19 protein-coding genes and 1 riboswitch are annotated in these 22,527 nt (G+C 72.3%); of the genes, 6 read left to right on the top strand and 13 right to left on the bottom strand.

Features of this window, described 5'->3' with window-relative positions:
• Positions 1 to 334 precede the first annotated feature (334 nt).
• The 5 genes from amaP to AC4BEG_RS27095 are packed head-to-tail and all read right to left on the bottom strand — an operon-like array spanning position 335 to position 2,611.
• A complete protein-coding gene (gene amaP, locus AC4BEG_RS27115; protein ID WP_490702354.1) occupies positions 335 to 892 on the bottom strand; it encodes an alkaline shock response membrane anchor protein AmaP in 558 nt (185 codons plus the stop codon).
• Positions 893 to 898: 6 nt separating this feature from the next.
• Entirely contained in the window at positions 899 to 1,522 is a 624-nt protein-coding gene (locus AC4BEG_RS27110) for a DUF6286 domain-containing protein (protein ID WP_490702353.1), read from the bottom strand.
• Between the two features lie 16 nt (positions 1,523 to 1,538).
• Entirely contained in the window at positions 1,539 to 1,868 is a 330-nt protein-coding gene (locus AC4BEG_RS27105; protein WP_490702352.1) for an Asp23/Gls24 family envelope stress response protein, read from the bottom strand.
• A 9-nt stretch (positions 1,869 to 1,877) separates the two neighbouring features.
• Entirely contained in the window at positions 1,878 to 2,069 is a 192-nt protein-coding gene (locus AC4BEG_RS27100; RefSeq protein WP_490702351.1) for a hypothetical protein, read from the bottom strand.
• A 41-nt stretch (positions 2,070 to 2,110) separates the two neighbouring features.
• The gene (locus AC4BEG_RS27095; protein ID WP_490702350.1) at positions 2,111 to 2,611 is read right to left on the bottom strand and encodes an Asp23/Gls24 family envelope stress response protein; all 501 of its coding nucleotides are present in this window, start codon (positions 2,609 to 2,611) and stop codon (positions 2,111 to 2,113) included.
• Positions 2,612 to 2,833: 222 nt separating this feature from the next.
• On the opposite strand from AC4BEG_RS27095, the gene AC4BEG_RS27090 reads away from it, so the two are divergent.
• Complete coding sequence (locus tag AC4BEG_RS27090; protein ID WP_490702349.1) at positions 2,834 to 3,547, top strand: nucleopolyhedrovirus P10 family protein; 714 nt, start codon at positions 2,834 to 2,836, stop codon at positions 3,545 to 3,547.
• 74 nt (positions 3,548 to 3,621) lie between these two features.
• Here AC4BEG_RS27090 and AC4BEG_RS27085 read toward each other — a convergent pair whose 3' ends face one another.
• On the bottom strand, positions 3,622 to 4,236 hold the full coding sequence (locus AC4BEG_RS27085; protein WP_490702348.1) for a response regulator: 615 nt from the start codon (positions 4,234 to 4,236) through the stop codon (positions 3,622 to 3,624).
• Positions 4,233 to 8,567, bottom strand: a complete 4,335-nt coding sequence (locus tag AC4BEG_RS27080) for a HAMP domain-containing protein (protein WP_490702347.1) — start codon at positions 8,565 to 8,567, stop codon at positions 4,233 to 4,235. The genes AC4BEG_RS27085 and AC4BEG_RS27080 overlap by 4 nt, the downstream gene beginning before the upstream one ends.
• 94 nt (positions 8,568 to 8,661) lie before the next feature.
• Here AC4BEG_RS27080 and AC4BEG_RS27075 point away from each other — a divergent pair, with 94 nt between their 5' ends.
• Entirely contained in the window at positions 8,662 to 10,545 is a 1,884-nt protein-coding gene (locus tag AC4BEG_RS27075; RefSeq protein ID WP_490702346.1) for a SpoIIE family protein phosphatase, read from the top strand.
• A 97-nt stretch (positions 10,546 to 10,642) separates the two neighbouring features.
• Here the strand turns inward: AC4BEG_RS27075 and AC4BEG_RS27070 are convergent, their stop codons facing one another.
• The 6 genes from AC4BEG_RS27070 to AC4BEG_RS27045 all read right to left on the bottom strand — a co-directional run bounded on the left by AC4BEG_RS27070 (position 10,643) and on the right by AC4BEG_RS27045 (position 17,557).
• Complete coding sequence (locus AC4BEG_RS27070) at positions 10,643 to 11,422, bottom strand: enoyl-CoA hydratase/isomerase family protein (RefSeq protein WP_490702345.1); 780 nt, start codon at positions 11,420 to 11,422, stop codon at positions 10,643 to 10,645.
• A gap of 115 nt (positions 11,423 to 11,537) precedes the next feature.
• Complete coding sequence (locus tag AC4BEG_RS27065; RefSeq protein ID WP_176183654.1) at positions 11,538 to 11,759, bottom strand: helix-turn-helix domain-containing protein; 222 nt, start codon at positions 11,757 to 11,759, stop codon at positions 11,538 to 11,540.
• 421 nt (positions 11,760 to 12,180) lie between these two features.
• Positions 12,181 to 13,779: an ABC-F family ATP-binding cassette domain-containing protein gene (locus AC4BEG_RS27060; protein WP_490702344.1), complete on the bottom strand. Its 1,599-nt coding sequence runs from the start codon at positions 13,777 to 13,779 to the stop codon at positions 12,181 to 12,183.
• A gap of 344 nt (positions 13,780 to 14,123) precedes the next feature.
• Entirely contained in the window at positions 14,124 to 15,539 is a 1,416-nt protein-coding gene (locus AC4BEG_RS27055) for a hypothetical protein (protein ID WP_490702343.1), read from the bottom strand.
• A 109-nt stretch (positions 15,540 to 15,648) separates the two neighbouring features.
• Positions 15,649 to 16,776, bottom strand: a complete 1,128-nt coding sequence (locus AC4BEG_RS27050; RefSeq protein ID WP_490702342.1) for an alpha/beta hydrolase family protein — start codon at positions 16,774 to 16,776, stop codon at positions 15,649 to 15,651.
• A 106-nt stretch (positions 16,777 to 16,882) separates the two neighbouring features.
• Complete coding sequence (locus tag AC4BEG_RS27045) at positions 16,883 to 17,557, bottom strand: class II aldolase/adducin family protein (RefSeq protein ID WP_490702341.1); 675 nt, start codon at positions 17,555 to 17,557, stop codon at positions 16,883 to 16,885.
• Positions 17,558 to 17,894: 337 nt separating this feature from the next.
• On the opposite strand from AC4BEG_RS27045, the gene AC4BEG_RS27040 reads away from it, so the two are divergent.
• The 4 genes from AC4BEG_RS27040 to AC4BEG_RS27025 all read left to right on the top strand — a co-directional run bounded on the left by AC4BEG_RS27040 (position 17,895) and on the right by AC4BEG_RS27025 (position 22,509).
• Complete coding sequence (locus AC4BEG_RS27040) at positions 17,895 to 19,196, top strand: inorganic phosphate transporter (RefSeq protein WP_490702340.1); 1,302 nt, start codon at positions 17,895 to 17,897, stop codon at positions 19,194 to 19,196.
• A gap of 13 nt (positions 19,197 to 19,209) precedes the next feature.
• The gene (locus AC4BEG_RS27035) at positions 19,210 to 19,464 is read left to right on the top strand and encodes a hypothetical protein (RefSeq protein WP_490702339.1); all 255 of its coding nucleotides are present in this window, start codon (positions 19,210 to 19,212) and stop codon (positions 19,462 to 19,464) included.
• 208 nt (positions 19,465 to 19,672) lie between these two features.
• Positions 19,673 to 19,824, top strand: a riboswitch (cobalamin riboswitch).
• Between the two features lie 154 nt (positions 19,825 to 19,978).
• A complete protein-coding gene (locus AC4BEG_RS27030; protein WP_490702338.1) occupies positions 19,979 to 20,980 on the top strand; it encodes a cobalamin biosynthesis protein in 1,002 nt (333 codons plus the stop codon).
• A complete protein-coding gene (locus AC4BEG_RS27025; protein WP_490702337.1) occupies positions 20,977 to 22,509 on the top strand; it encodes a cobyric acid synthase in 1,533 nt (510 codons plus the stop codon). Before AC4BEG_RS27030 ends, AC4BEG_RS27025 begins: the two co-directional genes overlap by 4 nt.
• The last annotated feature ends 18 nt before the right edge of the window (positions 22,510 to 22,527 follow it).

Genomic DNA, 22,527 nt, shown 5'->3' with positions numbered 1-22,527 from the left:
GCCGACACCGAGGCGGGACCTCTCACAGCGGGCCTCCTCGGCGGGACACCGACCCGCCAGGCCGATACCCACGGCCCTGCCCAGCCGACAACCGAGTCCTTCCCACCCGGCATCCGGGCCAGGGCCGGGCCCTCCTCCGATCCCGGGGCCGGGCCTGTACCGGGCTTTCCGGCCGACACCCGGGCGGACGACTGCGCACCGCCCGCTCCGCAGCCCGGACCACCGCCGCGGGACACCGGGGCCCCGCCCGGCCGGCGCCCAGGCCCGTAGCGGGGCGTAACAGGCTGCCCCGGCACGTCCTGGCCGGGCACCGGGCGGCACCGGGCGGGCGTTCCTACAGCGCCCGTTCCGCCCGGTGGCGGGTTCCGCGCAGACGGACCTCGGCGGGCAGGCGGTCCAGGCCGGCCGATCCGCGGGCGTGTTCCAGTGCCTCGTCGCGCAGCCGTTCCAGCGTCTCCACCGGCTCCGCCCGTGGCTCCAGCACCAGACCGATCCGGGCCTCCGGGGCGGTCCGCCGTCTGCCCCGCAAGCGCACATCGGCTCGCTCGACGCCCTCCAGCGCCTCCGCGTCGGCCGCCAGCACCGCTTCCAGGGCACGGCCCCGCAGCAGCGCCCCCTCGCCGTCGCCGGTCTCCACCAGCACCTCGGCCAGTCTGCGCTGCCGCAGCTGGGCCAGTGCCCACCACAGCGCGAGCAGCACCATCAGGGCGAGCACTCCGATGACGACGGGCCACCACCATGAGGCGTCCCGCCAGCGGGTGCGGTCCTCGCGGCTCAGCACCACATCGCTCCGCCCGTCGAACGGCGGCCAGCCGGCCAGCGTCAGCGCGCCCACGGCCAGCAGCACCACCCCGACGACCGCCAGCAGCACGCGGTTGACGATCCGCAGCATCAGCGGTCACCCCTTCGCCGGTCGGCGGACGCGGACGGTCAGTCCGGGCTGCCGGGCCAGGCCCAGCTGCCGGATGCCCTCGCCGAGCACCGTGACCAGATCCGCCCGTACCTCGTCCAGATCGCGGAAGTGCGCCTGGGCCCTGGCCCGGACCCGGTGGCGGCTGACCGAGACCCGCACCGAGCGGACTCCGGACACCTCCATCGCGCGGTCACGCAGCACCAGTCCGGCGGCGCCGCGGTCGATTCCGGCCCGGATGCCGTCCGTCTCCCGCATCGGGAGCAGCTTGCGCAGCCCCGGCGTCACCGCCAGCACCACCATCCACACGCCCACCACGACCAGGGCGACGGCCACACCCACGACCCAGCCGTCGTCGAGCGTCCGGGTGGCAAGCTGATCGGCGAGCCAGCCCCGCCACTCCATCGCGGTCCGGCCCGCGCGCACCGCCGCCACGTCGTACAGCAGCAGCCCGGCCGCGGCGGCGACGGCCAGCGCGAGCAGGGCGGCCGGGACCCGGCGCGCGGACCAGAAGCGTCCGGTGCGCCGGTGGTCACCACCGGTCCCGGCGCCGGATTCCGGTTCGTACGCCGCCATCGACGCGGACTGCCGCGCCCCGCGCTCCGCGTTCATCGCATCCGGTCCTCGTTCATCGCACCCTCCCCCGCTCCGCGCGGTCCAGCAGCGGCGAATGCAGCCGCTCCACCATCACCGCCACCTCGGGCACCTCCATACCCGCCAATGCGCCGATCCGCTCCCTCACTTGACGGCGCACCGCTCGGCACTGCGCGCCGATGTCCGAGGGATAGCCGAGTTCGACGGCGACCCGCACCCGGGCGACCCGCTCGTGCACCGCGACGACCGCGTGCGGGGGCAGCGCGTCCGCGCTGTCCAGCGCCTCCCGCGCCGCCTGCGCGGCGATCTTCGCGACGACGCGGTCCGCGATCCGCGTCGCGCCCCGCTCCCCGGGTTCGACCACGACGCCACCTCACCGGTGCCGTTCGCCGCGGCCGCGGGAACGGAAGAATTCGCCCGGTTCCAGGTCCCCGTCCAGGAAACGGCCCGCGATGAACCCCACGAAGCCCAGTGCGGCCACCAGCAGAAAGGCCCCGAAGCCGCCGAAGTATCCGGCGAAGGCCAGCGCCATCCCCGCGATCATCCCGACCACGGCCATGCTCATCGTGTGCTCCCCTACTGGAGCCGACCGGAGCCGTCACCGGCCTACTGGAGCCTGGGCTCCGTCGATTCCTCTTCTTCGTCCGGCAACTTCACATCGCTGACCGCGATGTTGACCTCGACCACCTCGAGTTCCGTCATCCGCTCGACCGCGGAGATCACGTTCTCCCGTACGGCGCGGGCGACATCGGCGATCGAGACGCCGTAAACCACCACGATCTCCAGGTCAAGGGCGGTCTGCACCTCACCCACCTCGGCCTTCACGCCACGGGCGACCGACTTGCCGCCGCCGGGCACCCGGTCCCGTACGGCCCCGAAGGTCCGCGCGAAACCGCCGCCCATGTCATGGACCCCGACCACATCGCGGGCCGCCATTCCGGCGATCTTCTCCACGACGCCGTCGGCGATGGTGGTACGCCCCCGGGAGCCCGGATCGCCCCCGCCGCGCCGAGTGGGGACGGCACCGCCGCCCAGCGTCCTGGGGGTGGCGGCGGACGGCTCGGTGGCGGGGTTCTCGGGCCGGTTCCGTGGTGCGGTCTCGGACATCACCGGTCGTCCTTTCCGAGGAGAAAGGTTCCGAGGCGAAGAGCGCGAAGAGGGTTCTTCCGCGCCTCTCCACCCTTACTGCCACAGTAAAGGCGCTTTCCCCGAACCGCCCCGGAGATGCGGCACTCGCGCGATCAGGCGCCGGTAAGTATCCGCTCACGCCCGATGTGCGGCAGGCTGGACCCAGTGGCACACAGGGCGTCACACAAGCCATGAGAGGTGATGGCGGTGGTCACGGGCCAGCTCGCACACGCGGTGCGGCAGCAGCTGCGTCTCGGCCGACTGCTGCCCCTGGGCGGACCGGAGGACGGTACGTGGCTGACCGAGCAGGCGGCGGAGGGGGTGCTGCGGCGGGCCGCCGCCGGGGTGCCCGGGATCCGTCTGGACGGGCTGCGGATCGGACCGGCCGACCCCGACGCCGTGGGCGTCTCCGTCGTACCGCCCCCGCCGAGCGCACTGCCGCCGGTGCCGCTGCGGATCGGCGCGGAGTGCGGGGCCACCGTGGACGAGCCGCTGCCGGTGGCGGCGGACCGGCTGCGGAACGCCCTGCTCGAAGCGGTGACGGACCGGCTCGGCCTGGCGGTCGACGCGGTGGATCTGCGGGTGGCGGAGGTACTGGACGGGCCCCCGCCGCCGCTGTCGCCACCGCGGGAGCGGGAGGTGGACCAGCCGGTGGCGCCGGAGGCGGTCGGCAGCCGTGAGGCGGCGGCCGCCGCGGCGGCGCGGGCGGTGCCCGGGGTGACGCGGCTGGCGCCGGTGCTGGGCTCCGCGCGCGGAGTGCACGCCGACGGAGCGCATCTGCGGCTCGAGGTGGCGGTGGCGGCCGATCACCGCGCGCTGGATGTGGCCCGGCAGGTGCGGACGGCCGTGGCGGAGGCGGTCGCGCAGCCGGTGACGGTGGCCGTGCTGATCACCGCGGTGGATGTGATCGCCTAGGTCCTGTCCTGTCGATCTTCGTGGATCAGCCCGCGACGCAGAGATCCACCGGACAAGCCTGACCGCGGCGCCGCTCAGCGGTGGGCCTCCGTACGCAGCTCCTCCACGGCGCGCTCCAGCTCCGACACCCGGTCGGCCAGTTCGGCAGCCTCGGCGCCCTCGGTGCGGCGCAGCAGCATCTCCGTACTGGACAGCTGTTCGGCGATGGTCGCGAACCGGTCCTCGGAAGGGGTGACCCGGTCGCCGATCAGCCGCCGTCGCAGCTGCTGGGTCTGGACCTCGAGCTGGCGGGTCTTGCGGTACAGCTCCAGGAAGACATTGACCTTCGTGCGCAGCAGCCACGGGTCGAAGGGCTTGGTGAGGAAGTCGGCGGCGCCGATCGCATACCCGCGGTAGGCGTAGTCCGTGTCGGCGTCGGTCCCGGTCAACAGGATGATCGGGACGTCCTTGGTCTGGTCGAGCCGTTTGATGTTGGCCGCGGTCTCGAAGCCGTCCATCCCCGGCATCAGGACGTCGAGGAGCACCACGGCGAACTCCTGCCGCAGCATCGCCTTCAGCGCCTCCTCACCGGAGTGGGCGCGGACCAGTTGCTGATCGAGCGGGCCGAGTACGGCCTCCAGCGCGATCAGGTTCTCCTCCATGTCGTCGACGATCAGAATCCCGGCCTTGTCGGAGGCGCTTGTGGTCATGACTCCCCCTGTCTGGGCCGCGGCGGACCGGCCTCCCCGAATCCGCTCTCATCCGGTGTGTTCGCGTCCTCGGCCTCGTTCCCGGCTTCGTTCCCGGCCTCGTCCGGGGCGGTGTTCTCGTTCTCCGGCCACGCGTCCTCCGGCAGCGGCACCTCGGCCGTCTCCGCGTCCGCGCCGCCCTCGGGGTCGAGCAGATCGATGATGGCCGACATCAGCCGGTCGACATCCACGGGCTTGGGCACATAGCCGTTGGCACCGCTGTCGATCGCCTTCTCGCGGTCGCCGGGCATGGCCTTGGCGGTGAGGGCGAGGATCGGCATCTCGGCCAGCCGTGGGGTGCTGCGGATGGCGTGGATGGTTTCGTACCCGTCCATCTCCGGCATCATCACGTCCATCAGGACCAGGGAGACATCCGGGTTTCGGTGCAGCACCTCGAGGCCCTCGCGGCCGTTCTCCGCGTACTTCACCGACATGCCGACCCGGCCCAGCACATGGGTGAGGGCGAAGACGTTCCGGATGTCGTCGTCGACGATGAGGATGCGACGCCCGGCCAGCACCCGACCGGGGCGGCCGACCTGCCACTCCTTGAGCCGGGTGGTCTCCGGCCAGGCCTCGTCCCGGCCGTCGGGCGTGTGGGTGCCCAGCCCGGCATCGCCGAAGACGCCGCTGGGGGCGTGGTCGGCGGTGTCCGGCAGCGGTTCGTCGGGGGCGGGCAGCACCGCCGGGACGGTGGAGCCGGTGGCCCGGGGGTCCGAGACGTCGGGGGCGGGGACGACCCCGGAGTAGTGGGACGGGATGTAGAGGGTGAAGCAGGAGCCGACGCCGAGTTCGCTCTCGGCCATGATCCGGCCGCCGAGCATTCCGGCGATCTCCCGGCTGATGGACAGACCGAGGCCGGTGCCGCCGTACTTGCGGCTGGTGGTGCCGTCGGACTGCTGGAACGCCTCAAAGATCACGGGCAGTTTCTCCGGTGGGATGCCGATCCCGGTGTCGGCGACGGAGAAGGCGATGACGGCGTCGGCGTCCCGCAGCGTCTCCTCCTCGAAGTTCGCCCCGGGCGACCGCTCGACGCGCAGGGTGACCCCGCCGGAGGAGGTGAACTTCAGGGCGTTGGAGAGCAGATTGCGCAGGATCTGCTGGAGCCGCTGCTCATCGGAGAACATCTCGCGCGGTACGTCCTCGCCGACGGCGATCTCGAAGGACAGCCCGCGGTCGACGGCCAGCGGCCGGAAGGTGGCGTTGACGTAGTCCAGCAGCTTGACCAGCGGCAGCTTCTTGGGACGGACATCCATCCGGCCCGCCTCGATCTTCGACAGATCCAGGATGTCGTTGATCAGCTGGAGCAGGTCGGAGCCGGAGCGGTGGATGGTGGTGGCGAACTGCACCTCCTGGGGGGAGAGCCGCTCGTCGGCGTTGTCGGCGAGCAGCCGGGCCAGGATGAGCAGGGAGTTCAGCGGGGTGCGCAGCTCGTGCGACATATTCGCCAGGAACTCCGATTTGTACTGCGAGGCGGTGGCCAGCAGCGCGGCCTTCTCCTCCAGCTCCGCGTTGGAGCGCTGGAGCTCGTTGGACCGCTGGCGCAGCTCGGTGGTGAGCCGCTGCGATTCGGACAGCAGCGACTCGGTACGGGCGTTGGCGATGATGGTGTTGATCGAGACACCGATGGTGTTGACGAACTGGTCGATGAAGGCGAGGTGGACCTCGCTGAACCGGCTGAAGGAGGCCAGCTCGATCACTCCGAGCACCTGGTCCTCGTAGAGGATCGGCAGGATGACCACGCTGGCCGGGAGGGCGGATCCCAGGCCGGAGTTGATGGTGATGTAGTCCGGCGGGACGTTGTTGATGAGGATGCGCTTCTTCTCCAGGGCCGCCTGGGCGACCAGGCCCCGGCCGGGGGTGCCGGTCTGCGGAAGCGGGTTGTCCTGGTTGGTGCCGTATCCGGCGATCAGCTCCAGACCCTCACCGGGCCCGGCTCCGGCGGCGCTGAGGAAGAACGCCCCGAACTGCGCGTTGACCAGCGGGGTCAGCTCACGCAGGATCAGATCGGCGACCTCGACCAGATCGCGGTGACCCTGCATCAGGGAGGCGATACGGGCGAGGTTGGACTCCAGCCAGTCCTTCGCGCGCGTGGTCTCGCGGAGGTTGGCGACCATCAGGTTGACGTTGTTCTTCAGCTCGGCGACCTCGCCCTGGGCCTCGACCGAGATGGAGCCGGACAGATCGCCCTGGGCGACGGAGGAGGCGACCTCGGCGATCGCGCGCACCTGGGTGGTGAGGTTGAGTGCGAGTTCATTGACGCTGGTGGTCAGCCGCTTCCAGGTGCCGTAGACGGCTTCGACCCGGGCCTGGCCGCCCAGCTGGCCTTCGCTGCCCACCTCGCGGGCCACGCGGGTGACCTCGGAGGAGAACGCGGAGAGCGTGTCGACCATCGTGTTGATGGTGGTCTTCAGCTCCAGGATCTCGCCGCGGGCGTCAACGTCGATCTTCTTGGACAGATCGCCCTGGGCGACGGCGGTGGCGACCTGGGCGATGTTGCGGACCTGGGAAGTCAGGTTCCCGGCCATGAAGTTCACGTTGTCGGTGAGGTCCTTCCAGACCCCGGAGACGCCGGGGACCTGGGCCCGGCCGCCGAGTTCACCCTCGGTACCGACGTCACGGGCCACCCGGGTCACCTCGTCGGCGAACGCGCGCAGCTGCTCGACCATCGTGTTGACGGTGTCCTTCAGCTCCAGGATCTCGCCCCGGGCATCCACGGTGATCTTCTTCGACAGATCGCCGTTGGCCACCGCCGTGGTCACCTGGGCGATGTTGCGCACCTGGGAGGTCAGGTTCAGGGCCATGAAGTTGACGTTGTCGGTCAGTTCCTTCCAGACCCCGGACACACCGCGCACCTGGGCCTGACCGCCCAGGTTGCCCTCGGTGCCGACCTCGCGGGCCACTCGGGTCACCTCGTCGGCGAAGGACGACAGCCGGTCCACCATGGTGTTGATCGTCGACTTCAGCTCCAGGATCTCGCCCTTGGCCTCCACGGTGATCGTCTTGGACAGATCGCCCTCGGCGACGGCGGTGGCGACCTGGGCGATGTTGCGGACCTGGGAGGTGAGGTTGTCCGCCATGAAGTTCACGTTCTGGGTGAGGTCCTTCCACACCCCGGAAACGCCGCGGACCTGGGCCCGGCCACCGAGCTGGCCCTCGGTACCGACCTCACGGGCCACCCGGGTCACCTCGTCGGCGAACGCGGAGAGCTGGTCGACCATGGTGTTGATCGTGGACTTCAGCTGGAGGATCTCGCCGCGGGCGTCCACGGTGATCTTCTGGGAGAGGTCACCGGTGGCGACGGCGGTGGTCACCTGGGCGATGTTGCGGACCTGGGACGTCAGGTTGGACGCCATGAAGTTCACGTTGTCGGTGAGGTCCTTCCACACCCCGGAGACCCCACGGACCTGGGCCCGGCCACCGAGCTCACCCTCGGTACCGACCTCACGGGCCACCCGCGTCACCTCGTCGGCGAACGCGCGCAGCTGGTCGACCATGGTGTTCACGGTCAGCTTCAGCTCGAGGAGCTCACCGGTGGCCTCGACGGTCACCTGCTGGGTGAGGTCGCCGCGTGCGACCGCCGTGGTGACCACGGCGATGTCGCGGACCTGGGCAGTCAGCCGCGAGGCCATGGTGTTGACGGCCTCGGTCACCGTCCGCCAGTCGCCGGAGAGCCCCTGGACCTTCGCCCGGCCGCCGAGCCGGCCCTCGGTGCCGACCTCCCGGGCGATCCGGGTCAGCTCGCCGGTGAACAGCGAGAGCTGGTCCACGGTGCGGTTCACACCGCGGCCGAGACGGCGCAGATCGCCACGGAGCTGGCGGTTGCCGTCGTGCAGATCCACCCGCTGGGTCAGATCGCCGGCCGCGACCGCGTCCAGCACCCGGGTGGCGTTGGATACCGGCCCGACCAGCGCGTCCACCAGCTGATTCGCCGCGTCCACACTGGAGGTCCAGGTGCCTTGGCCGGGGCTTGCGCTGATCCGTTCGTCCAGCCGGCCCTGGCGCAGCACCTCACGGCGTACGCGCTGGAGTTCATCGGCCAGATGCGCGTTGCGCAGCACCAGTTGGTTGAAGATTCCGGCCATCTCGCCGAGGACACCCTCGGCCGAACCGTCCATACGTACGGTGAAATCTCCGTCACACAAGGCGTGCATGGCTGCCAGGAGGGATCGCAACTCGGCCGAGCACACGGCCTCCTGGCCCCACTCCGCGCCGGATGACTGGGCGGGCGGCGGACGTTCCGGCGAGGAGCGCCGGACGGAAGATGTTTCCGTGGGGTTCGGGTCGAGTGCCATGGCGTCGTCCCTAAATGATCATTTCATATCCCTACGCCTGTCATAATATGGCACCTAGATGGCCTAATCCGCCCCAAATGTCCAGGAGCCGCACGTGGGAGCCTTGTTTCCTCTCTCGCGTGAGTCCGTCCAACGGACGACGCTGCCTGGAAGCGTGCGCGCACCCGGTGCCGCCAGGGCCTTTGTCCGTACCACGCTGACCGGGGCAAACGCCATGGAAACCCTGGGGCCGCGGACCCTGGCCGTACGGCTGGTGGACGACGCGGTCCTGCTGGTGAGCGAGCTGGTCACCAATGCCGTCCTGCACGCGGGAACCCGGGTCGAAATTGTCTGCCGCCTCCAAGCCGGGCACGGACCGGCCGAGCCCGCCCGGCCCACCGCCCCGGGGGAGCCGACCGCGCCCGAGGACGAGCCACGGCACCCCGGGATCGTCGTGGAGGTGTCGGACCTCCACCCCGCCAGCGCGGTGTACGGCGGACCGGAAGCCCAGCGCCGGGGCCGCGGCCGGGGTCTGCAACTGATCGGCGCCCTCGCCGAGTCCTGGGGGGTGACCTATCAGCGCACCCGGAAGACGGTGTGGTTCCGGCTGGACGCCGAGGAGGAGGAGCCCGAGCTCGAGGCCGTCCCCACCAGCGCGCTCGGCCGTGAGCTTCGATTCGCCGAGACCCTGGCCCCCTCCCCGCTGCGCGGGCGCCGTGACACCACCGCCGAGTGGGTCGACCGCGGCGGTCCGTCCTTCCTGGCCGAGGCCAGTGAGCTGCTGACCGGGCAGCTCGACGAGAACATGGTCGCCGCCCTCGCCGGACAGCTGCTGGTGCCCCGGCTCGCCGACTGGTGCGCGGTCTGGCTGAGCACCGAGTCCGGAGGGCTGGAGCTGGCCCGGGTCTGGCACACCGACGAGCGGCGTATCGACGCGCTGCGGGTGGTCCTGGAAGCACATCCGCCGCCCAGCGGGCTCGGCACCGCGGGCACCCCCTGGCCCTGGCCGCAGATCGCCGACACCCATGGCACGGGCGGCTCCGCGCTGGCCTTCCCGCTGATCGCCCACGGCCGCAGCCACGGGGTACTGCTGCTCGGGCGGGCGGGAGTGGCCCAGATGACCGAGGGTGTGGTGCGGCTGTCGGAGGATGTCTCGCGGCGGGTGGCGCAGGCCGTGGCCACCGCCCGGCAGTACACCCGGCAGGCGACGATCAGCAGGGCGCTGCAACGCCGCCAGCTGCCCACCTCACTGGCCCATATCCCGGGGATCGACACGGCGATCGTCTACGAACCGCACGGCGAGGGCCAGACCGTCGGCGGCGACTTCTACGACCTGTTCCCGATGGGCGAGCGCTGCTGGTGTTTCCTGCTGGGCGATGTGCAGGGCAGCGATCCGGAAGCCATGTCGGTCACCGGGCTGGCCCGCCATCTGGTCCGACTGCTGGCCCGTGAGGGCCATGGCGTGGAATCGGTGCTCAGTCGGCTGAACCAGGCGCTGGTGGAGGAGGCCACGGAGGCCGTCGCGGTCGGCGGCGAGCAGGCCCGCCCACGCTTCCTGAGCGTGCTCTACGGGGAGCTGGAGCTCGACGCGGGCGGCGGCGGGGGCGCCCGCTGCACCCTGGCCAGCGCCGGACATCCGCTGCCGCTGCTGCTGACCGCGGACGGTGCGGTCAGCCCCGCGGCCACCCCCCAGATGCTGCTGGGCATCGACGAGAACCCCGGCTTCCACGCCGACACCTTCGATCTGGCACCGGGCGAGACCCTGCTGTGCGTCACCGACGGGGTGACCGAGCGGCGCAACGGCAACCGTCAGCTGGACGACGACGACGGCCTCGCCGACATCCTGCGGGGCTGTGTGGGGCTCGGCGCCAAGGCGGTCGCGGAGCGGGTGCGGCGGGCCACCCATGAGTTCAGCGCCGAGCCGATCGACGACGATCTCGCGGTGCTGGTGCTGGAGGCGGTACCCACGGTGACGGTGGAGCTGCTGCGGGAGGCGTGAGGCGGTGCGGAGGCCGGTCCCCATGGCCCCCGCACCCACCGGAAGTCGCCGCTCCGCCGGGCCCGCCCGGTCAGTCGGGTCAGTCGGGTCAGTCGGGTCAGTCTGTCAGGCCCGCCAGTTCGCGCAGCCGACGTGCCTGGGCGGCGCGCTCGGCGGTGCGCTGCTCCTCGTAGGTACGGCCGACGGCGCCGCGCAGCAGCGCCTTGGTCTCGATCACGGCGCCCCGGTCGGCCGCGAGCAGCGCCGCCACGAGGTCCTGGACCGCGCCGTCCAGCTCGGCGGCGGGCACCACGAGGTTGGCCAGCCCGCTGCGCTCGGCCTCCTCGGCATGGACGAACCGCCCGGTGGCGCAGATCTCCAGCGCCCGGGCATAGCCCACCAGACCCACCAGCGGATGGGTGCCGGTGAGGTCGGGGACCAGCCCGAGGCTGGTCTCGCGCATCGCGAACTGCACATCGTCCGCGCACACCCGCAGATCGCAGGCGAGCGCGAGCTGGAACCCGGCGCCGACGGCATGCCCCTGGACGGCGGCGATGGAGACGATGTCGTTCCTCCGCCACCAGGTGAACGCGTCCTGGTACTCGGCGATGGTGGCGTCCAGCTCGGCGTCCGAACCGCGCGCCATATCGATGAACGACGGCTCGCCCTCGAAACCCTCGGGCGTGAACGCCTGACGGTCCAGGCCCGCCGAGAAGCTCTTGCCCTCGGCGCGCAGCACCACCACCCGTACGCTGCCCGGCAGCAGCCGTCCCGCCTCGGCCAGGACCCGCCACATCGCGGGCGACTGGGCGTTGCGCTTGGCCGGACGGGCCAGGGTCACCGTGGCGACCGTGTCATCGACGGTGAGCTGAACGCCGTCCTTGTCGAGCAGGGTCACAGGAAGCCTCCGGTCGGCCGCAGTCAGTACAAGTGACTGCACAGTAACCACCCGGCCGGACCGCCGGTCAACCGGGTGGCACTGCCATACCTTCCGGCGACGACGTGATACGGGATCAGGCCGATTGGGCCTTCTTGCCCCGTGTCGCGCCCCCGCGACCACGTAGGGAAACGCCTGATTCGCTGAGCATCCGGTGAACGAATCCGTAGGAACGGCCAGTCTCCTCGGCCAGCGCCCGGATGCTCGCACCGGAGTCGTACTTCTTCTTCAGGTCTGCCGCGAGCTTTTCGCGCGCGGCGCCGGTCACCCGGCTGCCCTTCTTCAGAGTCTCGGCCACCCGTGCCTCCTCATGGGAAGTGCGCTCTGGACTCTCATGATCACCCCTACTCGGCTTCCTGGCCACCCATTCGGCAAGGTCTGTGGAGGAAGGATTCCGTGAAATGGCGCTGTTACGGCCTTCGGAAGACAGGATTCCGACGCCGTTCGCCCTGACACTCCTTCGTGTTCATGGACGAACGGGCAGGTCAGGGCATATGTGCATGAGGTCGGACCCGTCTGCACCGGCGCACGGCATGCCGCGCGCGCCGTACCGTGGCGACGCGCCGCGATACCAGCCGTTCTCACTCAGATGATGGATCACACCTAGGCCGAATGATCTACAGGTGATCGACGGGAAGTGGATCAGAACGGATCAATCGGACCTCGCGCCGACCGGGCGGAGCGGGCCCGGGAGGGCGGCCCCCGGGCCGCCCCGGCGGTCAGGCGAGCGCGACCAGGTCCGCGTAGTCCTCGCCCCACAGGTCCTCGACACCGTCCGGAAGCAGAATGATCCGCTCCGGCTGGAGTGCGTCGACCGCGCCCTCGTCGTGGGTCACCAGCACCACCGCGCCGGTGAAGGTGCGCAGCGCGCCGAGGATCTCCTCACGGCTGGCCGGGTCGAGGTTGTTGGTCGGCTCGTCGAGCAGCAGCACATTGGCCGAGGAGACCACCAGGGTGGCCAGCGCGAGCCGGGTCTTCTCACCGCCGGAGAGCACTCCTGCGGGCTTGTCCACGTCGTCGCCCGAGAACAGGAACGATCCCAGGGTCTTGCGGATGTCCACCAGGTCGAGGTCGGGGGCGGCCGAGCGCATGTTCTCCAGGACGGTGCGGTCCGGGTCGAGCGTCTCGTGCTCCTGCGCGTAGTAGCCCAGCTTCAGTCCGTGGCCCGGGGTCACCTGGCCGGTGTCGGGCTTCTCCACCCCGCCCAGCAGCCGCAGCAGGGTGGTCTTCCCCGCGCCGTTCAGCCCGAGGATCACCACACGGGAGCCCTTGTCGACGGCCAGGTTCACATCGGTGAAGATCTCCAGGGAGCCGTACGACTTCGACAGGCCCTCGGCCGCCAGCGGCGTCTTGCCGCACGGGGCCGGGTCCGGGAAGCGCAGCTTGGCCACCTTGTCGGACTGCCGCACCGCGTCCAGACCGGAGAGCAGCCGCTCCGCGCGGCGGGCCATGTTCTGCGCGGCCACGGTCTTGGTGGCCTTGGCGCGCATCTTGTCCGCCTGGGCGTTGAGCGCGGCGGCCTTCTTCTCGGCGTTGGCCCGCTCGCGCTTGCGGCGCTTCTCGTCGGCCTCGCGCTGGGCCTGGTAGAGCTTCCAGCCCATGTTGTAGATGTCGATCACCGAGCGGTTGGCGTCCAGGTAGAACACCTTGTTGACGACCGTCTCGACCAGGTCGACATCGTGGGAGATCACGATGAAGCCGCCGCTGTAGGTCTTCAGGTAGTCCCGCAGCCAGATGATGGAGTCGGCGTCGAGGTGGTTGGTCGGCTCGTCCAGGAGCAGGACGTCGGAGTCCGAGAAGAGGATCCGGGCCAGCTCGACGCGGCGCCGCTGACCGCCGGAGAGGGTGTGCAGCGGCTGGCCGAGCACCCGGTCGGGCAGACCGAGGCTGGCGGCGATGGTCGCGGCCTCCGCCTCGGCGGCGTAACCGCCCTTGGTGAGGAACTCGGTCTCCAGGCGCTCGTACTTCTTCATCGCGCGCTCCTGGGTGGCCCCCTTGCCGTTGGCCATCCGGTCCTCGTTCTCGCGCATCTTGCGCAGCACGGTGTCCAGCTCGCGGGCGGAGAGGATGCGGTCGCGGGCGAGCACGTCGAGATCGCCGGTGCGCGGGTCCTGCGGGAGGTAGCCGACCTGGCCGGAGCGGGTGATGGTGCCGCCCGCCGGGATGCCCTCACCGGCCAGGCACTTGGTGAGGGTGGTCTTGCCCGCGCCGTTGCGGCCGACCAGACCGACGCGGTCGCCCTTGGCGATACGGAAAGAGGCGGACTCGATGAGAACGCGGGCGCCGGCACGCAATTCGACGCCGGAGGCGGTGATCACGGGAATTACTCCTGGGCAGGATGGGGCGGCTGACGGGAGGAGCCGAGGGGCCGCGCGCAGCGCGTCGTCCAAGGGTGGCGGTGGGCGACGGGCGGGCTGGCCGGCGCCGTCTAATGCACGAGGAGAATTGCCATGCGGCTAGCTTAGCGGGGCGGGCAAGTCGTTTTTCCCGGGCCCATTCCCCGCCGACGCCCCCGCTTTCCCCTCGGTGAGGCCCCTGTTGAGGCGGCGGCCACCGGCTTTGCGGGCGTCCGTACCACGAGGCTCTGTCGTACCCCGGTGCCAGATTGTGGAGCAGATCACATCCGAGGCGTGCGAACCGGATGGTCCACCGGCGGCGGCCGTCAGACGCCGCCGGTATGCACCTGGAAGGCCGCCCGGCGCACCGCCTTGGCGAGCGCGGGGTCAGGATGGGCGGCGGCCAGCGCCACCAGCACCTGCACGGTGCGGGGATGGCCCACCGCCCGTACCTCGCGCAGCAGGGCGGGCACCGTGCCCTGGACCGCGGACTCCAGATGGCGGACCAGCAGCGGGCTCTCGCCGTGGTCGGAGATGGCCGCGGCGGTGTCCACCCACAGCCAGGTGGCCTCCTCGCGGGTGAGCGCGTCGAGCGCGTCCTCGGGGTCGGCGCCCTCGTGCTCGGCCAGCCACAGCAGCGCGTAGGGGCGCAGACAGGACTCCTCGACAGCGGCCCGCACCGACGGCTCGGCGGGCGCCCCGACCACCCGCAGCGCCTCGAAGGCGAGCCCGCGCAGCAGGGCGTCGTCCCCGCGGGCCGCGTCGAGCAGTTCCACGACGGCGCTGCCCACGGGCCGCGCGGCCAGCCAGGCCCGGTACTCGGCGCGGGCCGGTCCGGGGGTGAGTCCGGCGCAGCCGCGCAGCATGTCGGGGGCGGGCTGCTCGATGTTCCCCGCGGGGCTCTGGGCGGCCACGCAGATCTGTTCCAGCTTGACCCAGACCGCCCAGTTGCCCAGCGCGGTCAGCACGGCCTCACGGTCGCCGTGCGCGGCCCCGTCCTCGGGCCCCACGGTGAGCGCCCCCACGGAGGTGAGCGCGTCCAGGGCCCAGTCGAGGAGCCGCTCGAGCGCGTCCTCGTGCGCGGCGGCCGACTCGGCCCGGCCGGCGGACTCCGCGGTCCGTCCGCCGTCATGGTCCTGGGGCACCTCGCAGCGCTCGGTGCGCAGTTCGGCCACCCGCTGCCGGAGCATGTCCAGCAGCGCGGAGATCTGCACCGGCCCCGCCGACAGCTGGAGCAGGGAGAGCAGTTGCGGTACGGCCTCGACGACCTCGGCCACGGCCGTGGGCTCCGCCGTGGCCGGAGCCGGGCTCACCAGGGACCACGCGTCCAGCAGCGCGACCCAGCCGCGCAGTACCGCGCTGTCGTCGCGGTGCCACGCCTTGAGCCGCCAGCCGAGGCGGGCGGTCCCGCCGTGGATCTCGACCAGGCCGACGAGCCGGGCCCGGTCCCAGTCGGCCCGTACCTCCTCGGGGGTCAGCCCCAGCGCCTCGGCGGCGCGGGCGGCGGTCTCGTCGGAGAGCGCGCCGGGCGCGCCGTGCCGGGCCGCGGCCCAGTGGGCCATCTCAACGGCACCGGCAAGTCCCGATCTGGCCTGCCGGGCCAGCTCCGCGGGCGGCGGGGTGCCCTCGGGCGGACGGGGCGCCGGGCGGGAGCCGCGGTGCGACGCGGGCCGGCGGTCGGTGGCCGTCGGCCGCTGGCGGACGAGTCGGAGCCGGGAGTCGCGCGGAGTACGGGACGTCACGGGAGCAGTTTCGCCGTTGACGGCCCGAAAGCCCAATCGGCACCCGTCCGGCGGTCGCCTCCGGCGCGGGGAGCGCGCTCCCCGCGCGCCGCGCGAGCGGCGCCGAGCGCTACAGGAGAGGGGTCAGAAAGCGCCGCAGCGCCTCTTCGTAGCCTTGCGGATCGGCGTTCCACATGGCGCCGTGCGGGGCGTCCGCCACCGGGTGAAGGGTGACCAGTTCGGATCGGCTTTCGGCCAGTTCACGGGAGACCGACCAGGGGGCCAGGGTGTCGTCGGGGCCGTGCACGATGAGCACGGGGACGGTCAGCCGCTCGGGGTCGGCCGCTTCCGCGAGTCCGCTGCCGTGGAGTCCGGTGCGCCCCTCGGCCGCGCGTATGACGAGCGGCATCAGCGCCGCGGGCGTGCCGCGGGCCGCGGCGAGGGCCCGCAGGGTGGCCTGCCAGTCCAGCACCGGGGAGTCGAGGACAACGCCGTTGACGCGGTGGCGCAGGGCGGAGTTGGCGGCGGCGTGCAGGGCCATCGCACCGCCGGTGGACCAGCCGTGCAGCACGACGCGGTGCGCCCCGTACCGCACCGCGTAGCGGATCGCCGCGTCCAGGTCACGCCATTCGGTGTCGCCGAGGTGACCTATCCCGTCCTCCGGGGGCGGGGCCCCGGGGTCGCCGCGGTAGGCGAGGTCGAGCACCGGGACCCGGAGCTTCCGCAGAAACGGCATGACGACCATGGGGTGTTCACGGGTGGTGCCCAGCCCATGGACGGTGATGACCCAGGTGGCGCGTTCACCGGGGACGAACCAGGCGGGCAGCGGGCCGAGTTCACCGGGTACGTCGACTTCGGCGTGGTCGATGCCGAGGGTGTCCCGCGGATTCCCGATGTGCACCTGCGGGGTGAGCCGCACCTTGTCGCCGAGGCCGAGGGTGCCGTGGGTGATCCGCTCCAGGCGGCGCACCACGCAGTCGGCGGGGCTCGGCGCGTCCTGAAGGACCGGGCCGATGACGGCATGGCAGGCCGGGCCCGCCAGTCCGTAGACGCCGGGGCGCAGCGAGGCGAGGGACCGGGTCAGGGTGATCCGGCCGGGCTCGGTGGCGTGCACGGTGAGCGGGGGCTCGTCGGGCAGCGGACGGTCGGGGGCTGGGCGGAGGGCAGCGTCGGTGGCGTACCGCCCGGCCGCCACCGCGGCCACGCCGGCGCTGAGCAGGGTGCTGGCGGCCGCGGCCGCCGCTGTCCGCAGACGCACCCTCCCAGTGTGGGCGGCCGGGCGCTCGGTGGCCAGCGGGCGTACCCGGCGGGGTGATGTCCGGCGGCGGGACGGTGACAGAGCGGTGAGCGGACCGTGAGCGGGGTCAGTGGGGCTGGCCGTAGCCGCGCAGCTTGGCGGCGGCGCGCTCCAGCTCGTCCGGCGGGATCAGCGCGGGGGTGCGGCCGGGGACGGCCGAGGCGGCCAGCCAGACCTGGCACATCCACTCCAGCTGCGCGGTGCGGTCGTACGCCTGGTCCAGGGTGGCGCCGTACACGACGGTGCCGTGGTTGCGCAGCAGACAGCCGGAGCGGTCGCGCAGCGCCTGGAGCATACGCTCGGCCAACTCGTCGGTGCCGTAGAGGGCGTAGTCGGCGACCCGCACGGGCCCGCCGAGCGCGCCGGCCATGTAGTGGATCGCCGGGAGCTCGTCGACGAGTGTGGAGACCGCCGTGGCGTGGACGGCGTGGGTGTGCACGATGGCCTGCGCGTCCGTGGCGCGGTAGACGGCCAGGTGCATGGGCAGCTCGCTGGTGGGCTCCAGGGTGCCGAGGACCTGCTCGCCGTCGAGGTCCACGGCGACGGCGTCCCGCGGGCCGAGCCGGTCGTACGGGACACCGCTGGGGGTCACCAGGACGGTGTCCCCGACCCGGGCCGAGACATTGCCCGACGTCCCGACGACCAACCCCTCGGCGGTGGTCCTGCGGGCGGTCCTCACCACCTGCCCCCACGCCTGCCGCAGGGGCTGGTTCGGCCGCCGCGCGGATCGCTCCTGTGCCATACGCCTCACCTCCGGCCCGATCCTTCCAGCAGCCCGGTGTCCGACGAACCCCCGGGGCCGCCGGGTCCGCGGGTGAGGTACGACCGGGGGCCGCAGACGACCATCAGCCGGGTGGGAGCGGCGGAACGGGCAGTGGGGTGGGGCGCGAGGGACGGGAGGGGCTTGGGTGTACGGTGCCCAAACTCCTTGCGACAGGCGGAAATACGCCAGGTGGCCGACAGATGCTGGACCCCCTCAGCCACGTCACCCTCACGCCCGCCACCGTTAACCTTTCGTTCACCAAGTTTCCTTACGTTCACCGTGCCACTATCGACCTTCGAACTGATTGACCGGGTGTATGGAACACATCACGCTTCTGATCGGGATCGTGATCATCACGGCCTTGGTGTTCGACTTCACGAACGGCTTCCACGACACAGCCAACGCCATGGCCACCACCATCTCCACGGGCGCACTCGGTCCCCGGGTGGCGGTGGCGATGTCGGCCGTCCTCAATCTCGCCGGTGCCTTCCTGTCCGTGGAGGTCGCCAAGACCATCTCCGGCGGAATGCTCGACGAGGATTCCGGTATCCGGCCCGAAGTGATCTTCGCGGGTCTGGTCGGAGCGATCCTCTGGAACCTGGTGACCTGGCTCGCCGGGCTGCCGTCCAGTTCCTCGCACGCCCTCTTCGGCGGTCTGATCGGCGCCACCGTGGCCTCGGTCGGCATCGACGGGGTCAACGGGGACGCGATCGTCATGAAGGTCCTCATCCCGGCCGTCGCCGCTCCGCTGGTGGCGGGTATCGCCACGGTGGCCGCGACCCGGCTCACCTACCGGCTCGGCCGCGGCCGCGCCCCTGAGGACACCGCGAAGGGCTACCGGGCCGGACAGATCGCCTCGGCCGCCCTGGTCTCCCTCGCCCACGGCACCAACGACGCGCAGAAGACGATGGGTGTGATCACCCTGGCGCTGGTGACCGGCGGTGTGATCGCGCCGGACTCCGACCCGCCGATGTGGGTCATCGTCTCGGCGGGTCTGGCCATCGCGCTCGGCACCTACCTGGGCGGCTGGCGGATCATCCGCACCATGGGCAAGGGCATCACCGACATCCAGCCGCCGCAGGGCTTCGCCGCCCAGACCGGCGCGGCGACCGTCATCCTCGCCTCCTCGCACATCGGCTTCGCGCTCTCCACCACCCAGGTCTGCTCCGGCGCCGTCATGGGCGCGGGGCTCGGCCGCAAGGGCGGTGTGGTGCGCTGGTCGACCGCGGGCCGCATGGTCATCGCCTGGGTGCTGACCCTGCCCGCCGCGGGTCTGATCGCGGCCGGGGCCGCGCTCCTGGCCGACCAGGGCAACTGGGGTGTCACGGCGGTGGCCGTGCTCGCCATCGCGGCCTGCGGAGTGATCTGGGTGCTGTCCCGCCGCAAGCCGGTGGACCACAGCAACGTCAACGAGGTCGGCACCGCCGAGCCGGTGGGTGTGGTCACCGCCGCCCTCCAGTCGGTGGCCCCGCCGCCGGTGGGTGCCACCGCCGGACCGGGCAGCGGCACCGACACCACCGCCGACAGCGCCACCACCGACAGCACGACCGACCAGCCGAAGGCCGTCGCCACGGCCGGCTCTGCCGCCCCCGTGGCGTCGAGCAGCACCAGCAGCTAAAGGGAGCAACTCAATGAGCATCGACTGGGCGGCACTCGGCCAGGTCTTCGGCGTCAGCCTCGCGGTGACGGTCGGCGTGGTGGGCGTCTTCACCCTGGGCATCGTCGGTACGTCCCGCAAGGAGCTCGAGTCCGCGGGCGCGGGCGCGGCCACCGGTGGCGTCACGGCGCAGGGCGGCGCGTCGGCCCTCGCCCGCTCCGGCGCGTACGCCTGTTTCGCGCTGTGCGCCGCGGTGGTGGCGTACGGCATCTATCTGATCGTCGCCTGAGGGCCCCTCGGCAACTTCAGGGACGCCTGACGGCACCACGGCCGCCGGGCGGGAGACGCTGACCGGCGTTTCCCGCCCGGCGGCCGTGTGCCATGCGCTCCGCGCGGGCCCCATGTGGGCCTCGGCACACTCGTGCGTCGCAGGTCACGGGTGAGTTGACGGCCCTTCGCGGCCCATGGTGGACTTCCGGAGCCAAACGGCGGCAGCAGAGGAAGCCGGTGCGAATCCGGCGCGGTCCCGCCACTGTCACCGGGGAGCGCTCTCCCATCGCCTGCACGGGGTCACGGCTCGTCAGTACGGCTGGTTCGTACACAGAGCTGGAAGACCGGGAGAACCGCGGATCCGGGAGCCAGGAGACTCTCACCGCCGGTCACGTCGAGCCAGGGCGCGGACCCTGAGTGAGGACACCGCCATGCCCGGCACCGCCACGCCGCCAGCCCCACCGCTGCACAGCCCCCTCGGTGAACGCACCACGGGGGAACCCCTCGGCCGAGGCACGACGGCGGGCTGACGGATGCGTGCCGATCACGCCTCGTTCGCGTGCGGCGCCGCTCTCGGCTTCCTCTGCGACCTCGCCACGGGTGACCCCCGCCGCGGCCATCCGGTGGCCGCGTTCGGGCGGGCCGCCCTGGCCGCCGAGCGGGTGCTGTGGCGCGACCACCGCGGTTACGGGGCTCTGCACACCGCGCTGTGCGCGGGCGGCGCCGCCGCCGGTGCCGCCCTGCTGACGCGCGCCGTACGGGCCGTGGCGGGGCGCCGCCGCGCCGATATCGCCCTGACCGCGGCCGCCACCTGGGCGGTGCTGGGCGGTACGACGCTGGGGCGCGAGGCGCGGGCCATCGGCGGCGCGCTGACCGCCGGGGATGTGGCGACCGCGCGGGAGCGCCTGCCGCATCTGTGCGGACGCGATCCCCAGGCGCTGGACGCGCAGGCCATCGCCCGCGCGGTGGTGGAGTCGGTCGCGGAGAACACCTCCGACGCCGTCGTGGGTGCCCTGGTGTGGGGGGCCGTGGGCGGCGTGCCGGGGCTTGTCGCCTTCCGGGCCGTCAACACCCTGGACGCCATGGTGGGCCACAAGTCGCCGCGCTACCGGCGGTTCGGCTGGGCCGCGGCCCGGCTGGACGATGTGGCGGGCTGGCCCGGGGCGCGGCTGACGGCCGCTCTGGCGACCGTGGTGGGTCCCGATCCGCGCGGTGCCCGGCGCGCCTGGCGGCGGGACGGACGGCGCCATCCGAGCCCCAACGCGGGGCCGGTGGAGGCGTCGTTCGCGGGCGCCCTCGGGGTGCGTCTTGGCGGCACCCTCGCGTACGCCGGGCGGGTCGAGCACCGGCCGGTGCTGGGCGGCGGCGGACGGCCGGTGCGCGCCGCCGACATCAACCGCGCGGTGCGGCTGTCACGGCGGGTGGGCGCACTGGCCCTGGTGACGTCGGTGACGGCACGGCTGGTGGTGGGCAGGGTTCTGTCCGACAGGGGCGGGGCCACGGGCGGGCCGGAGAAGCGGAGAGGGAGCGGATGAGCGGGACAGGGGGCGGGCTGCTCGTCGCCGGGACGACCTCGGACGCGGGCAAGAGCGTGGTCACGGCGGGCATCTGCCGGTGGCTGACCCGCAAGGGCGTGAGCGTGGCGCCGTTCAAGGCGCAGAACATGTCGCTCAACTCCTTCGTCACCCGGGACGGGGCGGAGATCGGGCGGGCCCAGGCCATGCAGGCGGCCGCCGCGCGAGTGGAGCCCAGCGCGCTGATGAACCCGGTGCTGCTGAAGCCGGGCAGCGACCGCAGCAGCCAGGTGGTGCTGCTGGGCAAGCCGGTGGGCGAGATGAGCGCCCGCGGGTACCACGCGGAGCGGCGCGAAGGGCTGCTGGAGACGGTCACCGCGTGCCTGGAGGAGCTGCGGCGCACCCATGACGCGGTGATATGCGAGGGCGCGGGCAGCCCCGCCGAGATCAATCTGCGCCGCACCGACATCGTCAATCTGGGGCTGGCACGGGCGGCCGGGATCCCGGCGGTGGTGGTCGGGGACATCGACCGCGGCGGGGTGTTCGCGTCGTTCTTCGGTACCACCGCGCTGCTGTCCAAGGAGGACCAGCGCCATATCGCCGCCTATATGGTCAACAAGTTCCGCGGTGATGTGACCCTGCTGGAGCCCGGATTGGAGATGCTGCGCGGGCTCACCGGGCGGCCGACGGTCGGGGTGCTGCCGTTCGCCCACGGCCTCGGCATCGACGAGGAGGACGGGCTGCGGGTGTCGCTGCGCGGCGCGGTGCGCGAGAGCGTCGTCGCGCCGCCCCACGGCGACGATGTGCTGCGGGTCGCGGTGGCCGCCGTCCCCCTGATGTCCAACTTCACGGATGTGGACGCGCTGGCCGCCGAACCGGGCGTGGTGGTGCGCTTCGTGGACCGCCCCGAGGAACTGGCCGACGCCGACCTGGTGGTGGTGCCGGGCACCCGCGGCACGGTCCGGGCGCTTCAGTGGCTGCGGGCGCGCGGGCTCGCCCGCGCCATCGTGCGGCGGGCCGCCGAGGGGCGGCCGGTTCTGGGCATCTGCGGCGGCTTCCAGGTGCTGGGCGAACGCATCGAGGACGAGGTCGAGTCCAAGGCCGGGACGGTCGAGGGGCTGGGGCTGCTGCCGGTGCGGGTGCGGTTCGCGGCGGAGAAGACCCTCGCCCGGCCGGTGGGCGAGGCCCTGGGCGAGCGGGTGGAGGGCTACGAGATCCACCACGGGGTCGCCGAACTCCTCGACGGCGGCGACGAACCCTTCCTCGACGGCTGCCGCGCGGGCTCGGTGTGGGGCACCCACTGGCACGGCTCGCTGGAGAGCGACGGCTTCCGGCGGGCCTTTCTGCGACGGGTGGCCGACGCGGCGGGCCGGGCGTTCGTCCCCGCGCCCGGCACCCGCTTCGGTGAGCTGCGCGAGGAGCAGCTCGACCGCCTGGGCGATCTGATCGAGGAGCACGCCGACACCGACGCGCTGCTGCGGCTGATCGAGGACGGCCTGCCGGACGGGCTGCCCTTCATACCGCCGGGGGCGCCAGGAGGACCGAAGTGAGCATCCCGGACCGCGACC

The sequence above is a fragment of the Streptomyces sp. JLBJ103 genome, assembly GCF_058215575.1.
This window is presented reverse-complemented; position numbering and strand designations above follow the sequence as displayed.

Coding starts and splice junctions, on each gene's coding strand:
- AC4BEG_RS27090 (WP_490702349.1), top strand. CDS start 2,834: ATGGCGGTGGTCACGGGCCAGCTCGCACACGCGGTGCGGCAGCAGCTG.
- AC4BEG_RS27110 (WP_490702353.1), bottom strand. CDS start 1,522: ATGAACGCGGAGCGCGGGGCGCGGCAGTCCGCGTCGATGGCGGCGTAC.
- AC4BEG_RS27045 (WP_490702341.1), bottom strand. CDS start 17,557: ATGGCACAGGAGCGATCCGCGCGGCGGCCGAACCAGCCCCTGCGGCAG.
- AC4BEG_RS27100 (WP_490702351.1), bottom strand. CDS start 2,069: ATGAGCATGGCCGTGGTCGGGATGATCGCGGGGATGGCGCTGGCCTTC.
- AC4BEG_RS27030 (WP_490702338.1), top strand. CDS start 19,979: ATGCGTGCCGATCACGCCTCGTTCGCGTGCGGCGCCGCTCTCGGCTTC.
- AC4BEG_RS27095 (WP_490702350.1), bottom strand. CDS start 2,611: ATGTCCGAGACCGCACCACGGAACCGGCCCGAGAACCCCGCCACCGAG.
- AC4BEG_RS27025 (WP_490702337.1), top strand. CDS start 20,977: ATGAGCGGGACAGGGGGCGGGCTGCTCGTCGCCGGGACGACCTCGGAC.
- AC4BEG_RS27080 (WP_490702347.1), bottom strand. CDS start 8,567: ATGGCACTCGACCCGAACCCCACGGAAACATCTTCCGTCCGGCGCTCC.
- amaP (WP_490702354.1), bottom strand. CDS start 892: ATGCTGCGGATCGTCAACCGCGTGCTGCTGGCGGTCGTCGGGGTGGTG.
- AC4BEG_RS27085 (WP_490702348.1), bottom strand. CDS start 4,236: ATGACCACAAGCGCCTCCGACAAGGCCGGGATTCTGATCGTCGACGAC.
- AC4BEG_RS27040 (WP_490702340.1), top strand. CDS start 17,895: ATGGAACACATCACGCTTCTGATCGGGATCGTGATCATCACGGCCTTG.
- AC4BEG_RS27035 (WP_490702339.1), top strand. CDS start 19,210: ATGAGCATCGACTGGGCGGCACTCGGCCAGGTCTTCGGCGTCAGCCTC.